Origin of the sequence: Planctomonas deserti (genome assembly GCF_003067705.1) — a bacterium.
In the GTDB taxonomy this organism is placed as follows: Bacteria; Actinomycetota; Actinomycetes; order Actinomycetales; family Microbacteriaceae; genus Planctomonas; species Planctomonas deserti.
Map to the genome: position 1 here is coordinate 65690 of NZ_QANL01000004.1, position 12239 is coordinate 77928.

A 12239-nucleotide genomic window follows, 5' to 3' on the forward strand; every position below is an offset into this window, starting at 1 on the left:
GCGTGGGTAACAGATGACGGGGAGACGCGTCCGTGCAGCCCTTCTCGTGATCCTGCTCGTGCTGTGCGGGTCGGCCGTCACAGCAGCGGCCCTGATCGAGGTCGCGGAGGCGAGGATCGCGAACCGGCCGCCCCTTCGCCTCGGTCTGATGACACCGGGCGGCCCCACCGCGAGCGACGAGCTCGACGCCGCAGCCGCGGCGCTCGGCGAGCACCCGTCGATCCTCATGTGGTACGAGGACTTCGCGCAGCCCCCGCCGATCGCCTCGCTCCAGGCGACGGCGGCGCGGGGCGCGACCCCGTTGATCACCTGGGAACCCTGGGCCTGGGGCGAGGGGGTCGATCAGCCGCGCTTCGCAAGCGACCGGATCGTCGCGGGCGACCACGACGGAATGATCGCGGCGTGGGGCCAGGCGCTCGCCGAGTGGGGCGAGCCGGTGCTGCTGCGCTACGGACACGAGATGAACGGCCCCTGGTACCCGTGGACGGACGGGGTGAACGGCAACCGCCGCGGGGACTACGTCGCCGCGTGGCGGCACGTGCACGACCTCGTCGAGGGCGCGGGAGCGACCAACGTGCGGTGGGTGTGGTCGCCGTCGGTTCCCACCGACGACATGCCGCCGATGGAGACCCTGTATCCGGGATCCTCCTACGTCGACGTCGTCGCGCTCGACGGCTACAACTGGGGCACGTCGTCGTCGTGGACCTCCTGGGAGGAGCCGGCGGAGCTGTTCGGGAAGCCGCTCGAGACCCTGCGTTCCGTGGCGCCGGGCAAGCCCATCCTCATCGCGGAGACCGCGTCGGCGGAGGTGGGTGGCGACAAGGCTGCGTGGATCAGGACCCTCATCCCCTACCTGTCATCGCAGCTCGACGTCGAGGCGGTCGTCTGGTTCAACGCCGACAAGGAGGTCGACTGGCGCTTCGACAGCTCGACCGAGTCGGAGGCGGCGCTCCGGGAGGCGCTGGCCGCGCGACGGCCGGCGGCAGACTAGCGCTCGCAGCAGCCCGCCTTGGTCCGCGGTCCTACGATGTGGTGGTGCCGCTCTCCGCCGAGTTCACCGACCCCCGGCTCGTCGCCGTCTACGACACCCTCAACGCGTACGACTCGGGCACGCAACCCGCGTTCTATCTCCGCCTCGCCGAGGACCTCGGGGCGCGATCGGTCATCGACGTGGGATGCGGAACCGGCCTCATCACGCGGGAGTTCGTGGACCGCGGGTACGCCGTCACCGCGCTCGAGCCGTCGACGGAGATGATCGCCGTCGCCCGACGAAGGATCGGCGAGGACCGGGCCACGTTCCTCGCCGGCGACACCGCGCTGCTCGGCGCCGCGGGCATCGACCTCGCGTTCCTCTCCGGTCACGTCGCGCAGTTCTTCCTGACCGACGAGAGCTGGCGGCAGGCACTGACCGACCTCCGCCGGGCGCTGCGGACGGGCGGCACCCTCGCCTTCGAGACGCGCAACCCCGCGATGCGGGAGTGGGAGGCCTGGGCGGACGGCACGCGGCGCGTGAGCGTCGACCCCGTCGCGGGCCGGATCGAGACCTGGACCGGGGTGGACGACGTGGACGACGGCGTCGTCTCCTGCACGCTCCACTACCGCTTCCTCGACACCGGTGTGGAGCTCGCGGCGGCGAACCGCCTTCGCTTCCGCACTCTCGGCGAGCTGGAGGCGAGCGTCACCGACGCCGGCTTCGCGATCGCCGAGACCTTCGGCGGGTGGGACCGGCGGCCCCTCCAGGCGGACTCGGCCGAGATCATCCTCGTGGCCCGCGCGGTCTGACCCGAGCCGCCGGACACGCGGTCGAAGGATCGATCGCGGTCAGGCGCCTGCGAGGATCGCGGCCCGATTAGCCAGGACCCACTCCTCCTGCTCGTCCCAGACCCGTTCGCGCCCCTCGCGCAGCCACGTCGCCTGCGGCTCAATGCCCTCCTCGGCGAGCCGCGTCGCGAGAGCCCGCGTGCGGCGCTGCCGGGCGAGCACCGCATCGACGAGCCCCTCGACGATCTCGGGTGTCGCCTGCGAGCCGGAGTACGCCGCCCAGAACACGCGGATGCGCGCCGCGCGGTCCGGCGGACCCGGATACGCCAGCCACTCCATCGCCAGCTCGTCGGTGCGGAAGGGGGCGACGTAGTCGAGCGCGTACGCGACGTCGTCGATCGGATCACCGGTGTAGGCGAGGTCCCAGTCGAACACGCCGACCGGCGACCCGTCGCGCCAGGCGAGATTCCACGGCCCGAAGTCGCCGTGGCAGATGACCTCGCCCGACCGCGGCGCCTCGAGGTCGGCCCAAGTCATCGACTCCGGCAGCACGAATCCGCGTCCCGCGTCGTGCACGCGCCTGAGCAGCCGCGCCATCGCCTCCAGCCCGGAGTGCGGCACGACGTTCGCCCAGCCGGGGCCGGGGTCGCCCGGAATCCACTCGAGCACCTCGCGCCCCTGCTCATCGACGCCGAGGGGCAGCGGCGCCTCGACCAGGCCCGCGGCCCGGAGGTGCCGCAGGGCCGCGTGCACCGCCGGCGTCCAGCGCTGCCGCGGCCGCCGCACGGTGTCGCCGACACGCTCGACGCGGCTCGGCTCGTCTGGTGCGGACACACCCCGAGTGTGTCACGGCGGCCGACGCAGGAGGGATAGGGATGTCGGAGGAGGGGTGGACGGCCGGAGGGATCGAACGGGCGCGGCATGGCGCGTCGACGTACGGCGCCACCCGCCGGAGGGATGAGGCGGGCGCCGCATTGTTCATCCCTTCGGCGGATTCGCCCTCCGGGGCCGCTCCCTAGGCTCGAACTATGATCCGGGCAGAGGGACTAGCCAAGCGTTACGGCAGCAAGATCGCCGTCGACGACATCACATTCACCGTGAGACCGGGGGTGGTGACGGGCTTCCTCGGGCCGAACGGTGCGGGGAAGTCGACGACGATGCGCATGATCGTCGGACTCGACCGGCCGAGCGCGGGCACGGTCACCGTGAACGGGCGCGCCTACGCGCAGCACGCCGCCCCGCTCCGGGAGGTGGGCGCGCTTCTCGACGCGAAGGCGATCCACACCGGCCGCAGCGCCTACAACCGCCTGCTCGCCATGGGGGCAACGCACGGCATCGGCAAGGCCCGCGTCCGGGAGGTCATCGCCCTCACGGGGCTCGAGTCCGTCGCGAACAAGCGCGTGGGCGGGTTCTCCCTCGGCATGGGCCAGCGCCTCGGCATCGCGGCCGCCCTGCTCGGCGACCCGGCGACGCTCATCCTCGACGAGCCCGTCAACGGCCTCGACCCCGAGGGCGTCATGTGGGTGCGCAACCTGGCACGCCACCTGGCGAGCGAGGGCCGCACGATTTTCCTCTCCAGTCACCTGATGAGCGAGATGGCGCTCACGGCCGACCACCTCATCGTGCTCGGCCGCGGCCGGATCCTCGCCGACGCCCCCGTCGCGGAGATCCTCGCCGCCTCGACCCGCACGTCGGTCCGCCTGCGCAGCCCGCAGGCCGACCGGCTCGCCGCGCTGCTGCGCGGACCGGACGTGACCGTCACCCCGACGGAGCAGGGCGCCCTCAGCGTCACCGGCCTCACGGCCGCCGACATCGGCGACGCCGCGGCGGGCGCGGGCATCCCGCTGCACGAACTCACGCCCGTCGCCGCGTCGCTGGAGGAGGCCTACATGGAGCTCACCCAGGACGACGTCGAGTACCACGCCGGAGGAGCGGGGCCGACGGGACGAGCGGCGGGTTCCGATCCCGCGGCCGCGACCGGAACCGGCACCACCGAGTACCAGGAGGTCGCCCGATGAGCGCCACGATGACCGCCCGCCCGTCCGCCGCGTCCCTGCCCCGCCTCTCCGCCGTCGGCATCCTCCGCTCGGAGTGGATCAAGCTGCGCAGCGTGCGATCGACCGTGTGGTCGTACGCGATCATCGTGGTCGTGTCCTTCGCGATCGCCCTGCTGCTCGCGGCGACCATCGACTTCGACGGTGCCGCCCCGCCGGCCGAGATGCAGACGAGCATCGTGCTGCAGGCGTCGACGTTCGGGATCTACTTCGGTCAGCTCATCGTCGGCGTGCTCGGGGTGCTGACCATCAGCGGCGAGTACTCGACGGGCATGATCCGCTCGACGCTCACCGCGGTGCCGAAGCGCCTCCCCGCCCTGGCCGCCAAAGCCCTGGTGCTGTTCGTCACGACGTTCGTCGTGGGTCTGATCAGCGTCTTCGGCTCCCTGCTGATCGCGTCGCCGCTCCTCGCCGCCAGCGGCGTCGAGGCGGACTACGGCGACGGCGCACTGATCGGCAATCTCCTGCTCGCGGCGCTGTATCTCGCGCTCGTCGCGGTGTTCGCCCTCGGCCTCGGCACCATTCTGCGCAGCAGCGCGGGCGGCATCGCGGCGTCGCTCGGCACGATCCTGCTCCTTCCGACCATCGTCAGCCTCATCGCGGCGCTCACCCAGGCCGAGTGGGCCAACGACCTGATGCCGTACTTGTTCGCCAACGCCGGCACCGGGATGTACACGCCGAGCCTGGGCGGCGAGGGCCTCGATCAGGGCCAGAACACGCTCGTGGTGCTCGCCTGGGTAGCCGTGTCGCTCGTCGGCGGTGCCCTGCTGCTGAAGCGCCGGGACGCCTGACCGCACGCTGACGGAGACACGAACGAGGACGCCGACCGGCACGGCCGACGGATCGACTAAGCACCCTTTCACCCCGTGACGAAGCCCGGGGGCGGCCCAGACCGCCCCCGGGCTTCGGTGCGTCCGCCGCTCCCGCTAGGGTCGGCGGCATGGCGGCTCACCGACTCAGCCTCGACGCGGCCCGGCGCATCGCGGTGCACGCGCAGGCACTGGATCTGCCGCGGCCGACCGGCATCGTCGAGGTGGTCGACCGGCTGACCATCCTGCAGATCGATCCGACGTCGGCCATCGCGCCCAGCGCCGACCTTGTGCTGTGGAGCCGGCTCGGTTCCCGCTACCGGCCCGCCGACCTCGTGGCCGCCCTCGAGCGCGACCGGACCCTGGTCGAGACGGTCGCCTACATCCGGCCGGTGCGGGATGTGCCCGCCGTGCTGCTCGATGCGCCGGCGCACCCATCCTCGACGCGGTGGCTGGAGGCGAACGACTCGTTCCGGCGCGACATCCTCGCCCTGCTCGAGGAGCGAGGCCCGCTCCTGTCGCGGGACATCCCCGACACGAGCGTCGAACCGTGGCCGTCGGCTGGATGGACGAACAACCGCAACATCACGAAGATGCTCGAGCTGCTCGCCCACCGCGGGCAGGTCGCGATCTCCGGCCGCAAAGGGCGTGAGCGTTACTGGGACCTCCCGGGACGCGTGTACCCCTCGGCCGCCCCCACCCTCGACGCCGCCTCCGCCATCGCGTACCGCAACGAGCGTCGACTGGCCGCGCTCGGAATCGCGCGATCGACGGGTCCCGTGATCCCCGGGGAGTCGCCGTACGTCGGAGATGCCGGCGAAGAGGCCGAGGTGGAGGGCGTCCCCGGGCTCTGGCGCGTGCATTCGGCCTACCTCGACCGTCCGTTCGAGGGGCGCACCGCCCTGCTCTCGCCGTTCGACCGCCTCATCCACGACAGGGTGCGGGCCGAGCAGCTCTTCGGCTTCGAGTACATCCTCGAGATGTACAAGCCCGCGGCCAAGCGTCGCTGGGGGTACTTCGCGCTCCCGGTGCTGCACGAGGATCGGCTCGTGGGCAAGCTCGACGCGACGGCCGATCGCAAGACCGGCGTCCTTAAGGTCTCCGCCCTGCACCGAGACGTCCCGTTCAGCGGGGAGATGGAGTCCGCCGTGCGCGCCGAGATCTCCGATCTCGCTGCCTGGCTCGGGCTCGAGGTCGCGTTCCCCGCCGACTAGGGGCGCGGTGGGTTGCGGCGGCCTCAGCTCCTCCTGTTGATTACCGCGAAGGCCACGGCGCCCGCCAGGATCTCGGCCGCGAGCAGCAGCGCGAGCACCATCTCGACGGAGGCACCCAGAGCGATGGTGATGGTCGCCGCGCCGGTGAGCGGGACCGAAAGCAGCCCGACCACCGCGAGGGCCCGCGTCAGCACCGCGTCGTCGCGCTCGTCGCCGGTCTGCGTCCAGGCCCGCTCGAACGTGGTGGCGCGTGCGGGTCGCCGGGCGGTGCGCCACACCGTGACTCCCGCGGCCAGGAGGGTCACGGCCGCGCCGGCTAGGAAACCGTTGCCCATGTTCCCAGGCGCATACTCCCGCAGCAGCAGGCCGGTGGCGGCCATCACCGCGAGGAGGGTGAGGGCGACGCCGAGCAGAAGGGCTTTCTGCTTGGCGGTGTGCTGGTCAGTCGACATGGAAGATCTCCTCGACGGATCGATCGAAGTGGCGGGCGATGGCGATGGCGAGCGGCAGGGACGGGTCGTACCGCCCCGTCTCGATGGAATTGACCGTCTGTCGCGAGACGTCGAGCCGCTCGCCGAGCTCCCTCTGCGACAGGCCGGCGGCGACCCGCAGGTCGCGGAGGTCGTTCCTCATGCCGCCTCCCGGAGCTCGCGCATAGTCAAGCGTGCTTGTCATCGTCAAGCATGCTTGACGGGCCGTGCGTAGTCAAGGGTGCTTGACAATGACCACACGAACACGCCCTTTGCCCGCCGTGTCGGCGCAGCCTCGCCCAGGCTCTCCTCGCTCCCTCCGTCCTCAGGGAGGCCGGGCGTGCTAGGACGTGTAGATGAAGAACCTCGCGAACAAGGTCGTCGTCATCACGGGCGCGGGATCCGGCATCGGGCGCGCGCTTGCGCTCGATCTCGCGGCGAGGGGCTCCATCCTCGCGCTCTCCGACGTGGTCGAGGCGGGTCTCGCTGAGACGACGCACCGCGCCAGGAGCGCGGGTGCCCCGGCGGTGCAGAGCGAGCTGCTCGATGTGAGCGATCGGGAGGCGGTCGGGCGCTACGCCGAGTCGATCGCGGCGCGCTTCGGGCGGGTGAACGTCGTCATCAACAACGCCGGCGTCGCCCTCGACGGGTCGTTCGCCGACGTCGGGTACGACGACATGGAGTGGATCATGGGCGTGAACTTCTGGGGGGTCGTGCACGGGACCAAGGCGTTCCTCCCCCATCTCATCGCCTCGGGCGACGGCCACCTCGTGAACATCTCATCGCTCTTCGGCCTGCTGTCCGTGCCGAACCAGAGCCTGTACAACGCGTCGAAGTATGCGGTTCGCGGGCTCAGCGAGGCCCTTCGGCAGGAGATGCTCGTCGCGCACCTTCCGGTCGGCGTGACGGTCGTGCATCCGGGCGGCGTCCGCACCGGGATCGCCCGGAGTGCCAGGAACACGGGCGGGAGGACCGCCGAGGAGATCCAGGCGGCGAACCGGCACTTCGACGAGAAGCTGGCGAGGACCAGCCCGGAGCGGGCCGCGCGCATCATCATCCGCGGCGTCCAGCGCAATCGCGCCCGCGTTCTCGTCGGGGCCGACGCGCACGTCCTGCACACCTTCGCCAAGATCGCCGGCTCGCGCTACCAGGACGTCTTCGCGAGGTACTTCCCCCGCGTGACGCGGCCCTAGGAAACTGGTTCGAACGGAATGTCCGCCCTCGGCTGCCGCCCGCTCACCGACTCCCCTGCCCAGGCAGAAGGATCCTGCGCAGCTTCAAGCTGGGCACAATCCTCCTGCCTGGGCAGGAGCGGATCGGAGGCAGCGACCACAGGGGCAGGGACTACAGGGGCTGGGAACCACGGACGCCGAACGAGGGGGCGGAGGCCCAGATCCTCCACCCCCTCAGCGCTTGCGTCGTCCTAGCAGCGGTTCTTGCGCTGGTCCGAGGTCGACGGGTTGTTGTAGCAGGTCTTGCCGGTGCCACGCGTGCTCGTCGTGACGACGGGCTCGCCGGGAGCGCGGGACTCGGTGACGATCGGGTCGAGCGTCTCGCGGGTCTCGGTGACCTGCGGGGGTGCCGGCGTGACCACGACCTCCTCGGCGAAGGTCGTCTCCCCCTCCGTCACCGTGATCTCCGGAGCAATCGGCGTGCAGACGGTGTTCACGATGCTGTCGCCGGCACGGGTCTCGACGGTCACAATGGGCGGACCGGCCTGCTGGAAGTTGGTCACGAGCGGCTCAGCCTCCGTCGTACGGGTCGTCACCCTCGGGTTGTCCGCCACGGGGAAGACCACGAGGACCAACTGGCCGTTGCCCATGTACCGGTACGTGCTGGTCGTCGTCGTGGTGATCGTCCGCTGGCGGTACGACACGGAACGCGTCTGCGTCGTGTTCTGCGTCGTCGTCCGGGTGAACTGGGTCGCCTGGGTCGTGGTGACGCAGCTCTCCTGCTGCTGGGTCGACGTGAACACCTCGGTGCTGGGCGTCGTGGTCGTGGTGACGGTCTCCCGCGGCTGGGTCGTGGTGGTCACGCGCTCCTGCGGGGTGGTGACGGTCGTGACCTCCGTGGTCGGCGTCGTCGTGGTCGTGACGACGGTTCGCTCGCACCGCTCGACCTTCGGTGATCCCTTGTCACCCTTGCCGTCGCCCTTTCCGCTGTTCACGGGCTTGCAGTTCCGGTAGCCGGGGGCCTGCGTCGACGTTGGCGTCCCTTCCTCGGTTCGGGTCGTGACGACGGGCGTGCCGGGGACCACCACGGGAACAGCCACCGCTTCGCCGGCATCCCGCTCCTCGGACTCCACGACGGGAGTGCCCACGCGGGCGGTCTCCACGACCACCGGCTCACCCACATCGCGCGTCTCCTCCTCCACGGTCGGCGCACCGACCGGCATCGACGGCGTGTCGACAAAGAATGGAGAGGTGCCGTCCGGCACCGGCTCGCTGAAGGTGGTGGTCGGCGCACCGAACGGGCCGGTCACCGAGGTTGACGTCGTGACGACGCACCGATCCGCGCCGGGCGTCGCCCCGGCCGTGTAAACACCACCCGCCTGATCACAGGTGTGCTGGCGGGTGTGGTCCGCAAAGGCGGGTGAGGCAGGGCCGGCGATCGATCCGCCGATGAGCAGGGCGGCTATCGCCGCCATGCCGGTCGCATTCCTGAGGGATGTCACGGGTGTCTCCTGTTTCGCTCCGTCGCGTTACTAGGTCGATCGCGGGCCGTTCCCCCTGACGGCCCCGATTTCCGGCAATGCTAAACAACACCGGCCCGGAAAAACATGACTAGCGCTCAGCTTTTCCTCGGTCTATGGTGCGGATCGGTCGACCGGCGCCAGTACGCGGCCGAGCACGCCTCAGTACCGTCCTCGGCGTTTCGTCGCGCCCGAGCCCCGAAAGCCGGTGTGATCGCAGCCGCTGATCGGCGCGGGATGTTCTAGAAAGGAAGGACAGCCACCGCAGGCGTCGAGGTGCAGGGACGCATCGTCGAGCCGCGAGTGGTCGCAGGGCGGCCGTGGCCCGCGCGGAAGCGGGTCCCAGAGCGAGGCGGTGAGCGATGGCGCTTCTTCCCTCCGGGACGGTCCCGCGTCCGCGCGCGGCCCGCATGCCCGCCCCCAGGGTCCCGGCGCCCGCGCTCGTGACCCGCACCCTCGCGGCGGTCGCGCACCTCTCGGTGCGTCCGGCCGCCCGTACCGATAGCGCCAACATCCGAAGCATGGGAGGACGTCATGGTCGACTCCGGCCAACGTGAACGACTGCAGGGCGCGGATCCGATCCCGCCGCTCGCCGAAACGGAGCAGCGGAATCTCATCCCCGCGTTCTTCTACCCGGACTTCACCCACCAGAACAGCCGGTGGCAGCGCATGGTGGACAACGCGCGGCCGGATTCCCTCATCGTCATCAACCCCAACTCCGGCCCCGGCAGCGGGCGGGACGTCAACTACGTGCACGCGATCGACGACTGCCGAGCGCGCGGTCTCAAGGTCATCGGCTACATCCGGACGCGGAGGGGCACCGTTCCGCTGCGTCCGACCTACGCGTGGATGCTGGGCCGGCGCACGAAGAACGTCGTCGAGCAGATCGACGCCTACCGGTCGTGGTACCCGAAGATGGCCGGGGTGTTCCTCGACGAGATGAACCTCGACGCGCAGGACCGAGCCGTCGAGCGTCGCGGCTTCTTCACCCACTACACGACGGTCGAGCAGTACCACGCGGGGATCAAGGCCGAGGTGCGGAAGAGGACGCAGCAGACGATCGTGGGCAACCCGCGCGACGTGTCCGGGTCCCACGGCGATTGGGCGTTCGACGCGGTGGATGTGCTCGTGGTGCAGGAGGCCGGGGAGAGCCGGTACCTGTCCTGGACCCCGCCCGACTGGGTCTACCCCGGCACGAACCGTGCGCACGCCTACCGCATCGCGCACCTCGTGCACGGGGTGACGAACGAGCGGGAGGTGGCGGAGGCGAGCCGGGCACGCCACGCGGGCTACGTCTACATCACCGACGAGACGGGCAGCAGCCCGGACCAGCTGTGGAACGAGGTGCCCAGGTCCTGGCGGCTGAAGTAGCGGCCACGGGGCTACTACTGGGCGCCGGGGCGGCGGCGCCCCGCCGGCGCCATGCCCGTCAGGTCCGCGGAAGCGGGACTCGCGACCGTCAGGAGTAGCGACCGTCAGGAGTCGCGATAGGGACGGAAGAACTCGCGCAGCTCCTCCGCATAGAGCTCGGGCTCCTCGAACGCGGCGAAGTGACCACCGCGCGCGGGCTCCGTCAGGTGCACCGTGTTGGCCGTGCGGTCGAGCCACGCGCGGGGCGGGCGCACGATGTCGGCCGGGAACAGCGCGAATCCGGACGGCACCTCGACGCGTCGAGCGAGCTGATCGGCGGGGATGGCGCCGTTGGCGTTGTACATGCGCATCGACGACCCGATCGTTCCGGTGAGCCAGTAGATCGTCACGTTCGTAAGGATCTCGTCCTTCGTGAACGACCGCTCGATGTCGCCGTCGCAGTCGCTCCAGGCGCGCATCTTCTCGACGATCCACGCCGCCAGCCCGGCCGGGGAGTCGGTGAGTCCGACCGCGGCGGTCTGGGGCTTGGTGCGGTGCATGGCCGCATAGGCACCCTCCCTGGCCCCCCAGCCTGCGGCTCCGTCCATCCAGTCCCGCTCCTCGGGCGTCAACTCCGCCCGGTCGCCGCCGAACACCGGCACCCCGGCATCCGTGCGATGGACGGCCACCACCCGATCCGGCGAGTTCAGAGCCAGGTAGCGGCTGACGTGGCTGCCGATGTCCCCGCCCGCGGCGCCGAACCGCTCGTAGCCGAGCGCGCACATGAGCTCCGCCCACATCGACGCGACCGCGATCGAGTCGAGCGGCTGGCCCGCGGGCCGGTCGGAGTAGCCGTACCCGGGCATGTCCGGCACGACCACATCGAAGGCGTCGGCCGGATCCGCACCGTGCGCCCCGGGATCGGTGAGGAGCGGCAGCACTTTCGAGTAGCGCCAGAACGAGTCCGGCCAGCCGTGGGAGAGCACGAGCGGCAGAGGGGCGGATGCTCCCCGGGAAGCGGCACGCGCGTGCACGAAGTGGATGCCCAGCCCGCGGATCGGGAGCCTGAAGCGGGGCATGCTGTTGAGGGCCTCCTCCTGTGCGGACCAGTCGAACCCGTCCGCCCAGTACGTCACGAGTTCGCGGAGGTAGTCCGTGTCGACGCCGAGCGACCAGCCGGCATCGTCCGGGGCGTCCGGCCAGCGGGTCGCACGCAGTCGCGCGCGGAGATCCTCGAGCTCGGCGCGCGTCGCACGCGGGGCGAACGGTTCGGGGCGGATCGCGTCATCCGACATGGCCGTCAGGCTACCGCCTAGCCGCGAAGGGCGAGCTGCTCGCTGACCCAGCGGGCGTACCGGGCCCACGGGTCGTCGACGCCGGCGCTGAGCACCTCGATGTGTCGCAGGAGTTCGTCGTGGGCCTCGAACCACTCGGTGCGCAGGATGCGGTAGGCCGCGAACTGTGCGTGACGGCGTTGCTCGACGAGTCGATCACCGCGCTCGAACGCCAGCAGTTCATGGAACCGCTGGCTCCCGAGCCGGGACCGCGGGTTGCCGGAGGTGCCGATCTTGATCCTGTCGCCGTACCGGATGTAGTACACGACGTCGACGCGCCGGCAGGACAGGTCGTCGTCCGGGACGTCGCCGACCTTCCACTCGCAGATGCCGCACAGCCAGCCGGACGGGTACCGCACTCCCAGCCGGGAGCCGCAGGCGAGGCACGGCGACGGCAGCACGTCGGTGACGCCGACCTCGGCCGCGACCGCGTCGTGGGCCGCGAGGAGATGCGTCGTGCAGAGGTTGAGCGGCGCGTCGGCATCAACGGGCTCGGCGCACGACGCGCCGCCGTCCGAGACGATGCCGCAGGATGCCCTCATGCGGGGCACGCTA

Annotated in this window: 13 protein-coding genes; 7 read left to right on the top strand and 6 right to left on the bottom strand. The window is 70.9% G+C overall.

The window, feature by feature from the left end:
- The first annotated feature begins 13 nt into the window (after positions 1-13).
- Both DAI20_RS13820 and DAI20_RS13825 read left to right on the top strand, forming a co-directional pair.
- A complete protein-coding gene (locus DAI20_RS13820) occupies positions 14-991 on the top strand; it encodes a glycoside hydrolase family 26 protein (protein ID WP_108251859.1) in 978 nt (325 codons plus the stop codon).
- Between the two features lie 44 nt (positions 992-1035).
- Positions 1036-1782, top strand: coding sequence for a class I SAM-dependent methyltransferase (locus DAI20_RS13825; RefSeq protein WP_159085069.1), 747 nt, complete (start codon positions 1036-1038; stop codon positions 1780-1782).
- 39 nt (positions 1783-1821) lie between these two features.
- Here DAI20_RS13825 and DAI20_RS13830 read toward each other — a convergent pair whose 3' ends face one another.
- Positions 1822-2595, bottom strand: coding sequence for an aminoglycoside phosphotransferase family protein (locus tag DAI20_RS13830; RefSeq protein WP_108251862.1), 774 nt, complete (start codon positions 2593-2595; stop codon positions 1822-1824).
- Positions 2596-2789: 194 nt separating this feature from the next.
- Here DAI20_RS13830 and DAI20_RS13835 point away from each other — a divergent pair, with 194 nt between their 5' ends.
- The 3 genes from DAI20_RS13835 to DAI20_RS13845 all read left to right on the top strand — a co-directional run bounded on the left by DAI20_RS13835 (position 2790) and on the right by DAI20_RS13845 (position 5838).
- Positions 2790-3779 (top strand): ABC transporter ATP-binding protein, encoded by a 990-nt coding sequence (locus tag DAI20_RS13835; RefSeq protein ID WP_108251864.1) that lies wholly within the window; start codon positions 2790-2792, stop codon positions 3777-3779.
- A complete protein-coding gene (locus DAI20_RS13840; RefSeq protein WP_108251866.1) occupies positions 3776-4606 on the top strand; it encodes an ABC transporter permease in 831 nt (276 codons plus the stop codon). Before DAI20_RS13835 ends, DAI20_RS13840 begins: the two co-directional genes overlap by 4 nt.
- A gap of 149 nt (positions 4607-4755) precedes the next feature.
- A complete protein-coding gene (locus DAI20_RS13845) occupies positions 4756-5838 on the top strand; it encodes a DNA glycosylase AlkZ-like family protein (RefSeq protein ID WP_108251868.1) in 1083 nt (360 codons plus the stop codon).
- Between the two features lie 23 nt (positions 5839-5861).
- Here the strand turns inward: DAI20_RS13845 and DAI20_RS13850 are convergent, their stop codons facing one another.
- Both DAI20_RS13850 and DAI20_RS13855 read right to left on the bottom strand, forming a co-directional pair.
- Positions 5862-6290: a hypothetical protein gene (locus DAI20_RS13850; RefSeq protein ID WP_108251870.1), complete on the bottom strand. Its 429-nt coding sequence runs from the start codon at positions 6288-6290 to the stop codon at positions 5862-5864.
- The gene (locus DAI20_RS13855; protein ID WP_108251872.1) at positions 6280-6471 is read right to left on the bottom strand and encodes a helix-turn-helix transcriptional regulator; all 192 of its coding nucleotides are present in this window, start codon (positions 6469-6471) and stop codon (positions 6280-6282) included. Before DAI20_RS13855 ends, DAI20_RS13850 begins: the two co-directional genes overlap by 11 nt.
- Positions 6472-6664: 193 nt before the next feature.
- Between DAI20_RS13855 and DAI20_RS13860 the strand changes: the two genes are divergently transcribed.
- Positions 6665-7501 (top strand): SDR family NAD(P)-dependent oxidoreductase, encoded by an 837-nt coding sequence (locus DAI20_RS13860; RefSeq protein WP_108251874.1) that lies wholly within the window; start codon positions 6665-6667, stop codon positions 7499-7501.
- Between the two features lie 230 nt (positions 7502-7731).
- Here DAI20_RS13860 and DAI20_RS13865 read toward each other — a convergent pair whose 3' ends face one another.
- Positions 7732-8982: a hypothetical protein gene (locus tag DAI20_RS13865; protein WP_159085070.1), complete on the bottom strand. Its 1251-nt coding sequence runs from the start codon at positions 8980-8982 to the stop codon at positions 7732-7734.
- 552 nt (positions 8983-9534) lie between these two features.
- Here DAI20_RS13865 and DAI20_RS13870 point away from each other — a divergent pair.
- A complete protein-coding gene (locus DAI20_RS13870; RefSeq protein ID WP_108251878.1) occupies positions 9535-10371 on the top strand; it encodes a spherulation-specific family 4 protein in 837 nt (278 codons plus the stop codon).
- Positions 10372-10475: 104 nt separating this feature from the next.
- Here DAI20_RS13870 and DAI20_RS13875 read toward each other — a convergent pair whose 3' ends face one another.
- A complete protein-coding gene (locus tag DAI20_RS13875; RefSeq protein ID WP_108251880.1) occupies positions 10476-11645 on the bottom strand; it encodes an epoxide hydrolase family protein in 1170 nt (389 codons plus the stop codon).
- A gap of 17 nt (positions 11646-11662) precedes the next feature.
- Positions 11663-12226, bottom strand: a complete 564-nt coding sequence (locus DAI20_RS13880) for a GIY-YIG nuclease family protein (RefSeq protein ID WP_205781455.1) — start codon at positions 12224-12226, stop codon at positions 11663-11665.
- Between the last annotated feature and the right edge of the window lie 13 nt (positions 12227-12239).

Bases quoted from the DNA above. Each gene is read 5' to 3' on its own strand.
- DAI20_RS13820 (WP_108251859.1), top strand. From the start codon at position 14: ATGACGGGGAGACGCGTCCGTGCAGCCCTTCTCGTGATCCTGCTCGTG.
- DAI20_RS13835 (WP_108251864.1), top strand. From the start codon at position 2,790: ATGATCCGGGCAGAGGGACTAGCCAAGCGTTACGGCAGCAAGATCGCC.
- DAI20_RS13840 (WP_108251866.1), top strand. From the start codon at position 3,776: ATGAGCGCCACGATGACCGCCCGCCCGTCCGCCGCGTCCCTGCCCCGC.
- DAI20_RS13845 (WP_108251868.1), top strand. From the start codon at position 4,756: ATGGCGGCTCACCGACTCAGCCTCGACGCGGCCCGGCGCATCGCGGTG.
- DAI20_RS13850 (WP_108251870.1), bottom strand. From the start codon at position 6,290: ATGTCGACTGACCAGCACACCGCCAAGCAGAAAGCCCTTCTGCTCGGC.
- DAI20_RS13855 (WP_108251872.1), bottom strand. From the start codon at position 6,471: ATGAGGAACGACCTCCGCGACCTGCGGGTCGCCGCCGGCCTGTCGCAG.
- DAI20_RS13860 (WP_108251874.1), top strand. From the start codon at position 6,665: ATGAAGAACCTCGCGAACAAGGTCGTCGTCATCACGGGCGCGGGATCC.
- DAI20_RS13870 (WP_108251878.1), top strand. From the start codon at position 9,535: ATGGTCGACTCCGGCCAACGTGAACGACTGCAGGGCGCGGATCCGATC.
- DAI20_RS13875 (WP_108251880.1), bottom strand. From the start codon at position 11,645: ATGTCGGATGACGCGATCCGCCCCGAACCGTTCGCCCCGCGTGCGACG.
- DAI20_RS13880 (WP_205781455.1), bottom strand. From the start codon at position 12,226: ATGAGGGCATCCTGCGGCATCGTCTCGGACGGCGGCGCGTCGTGCGCC.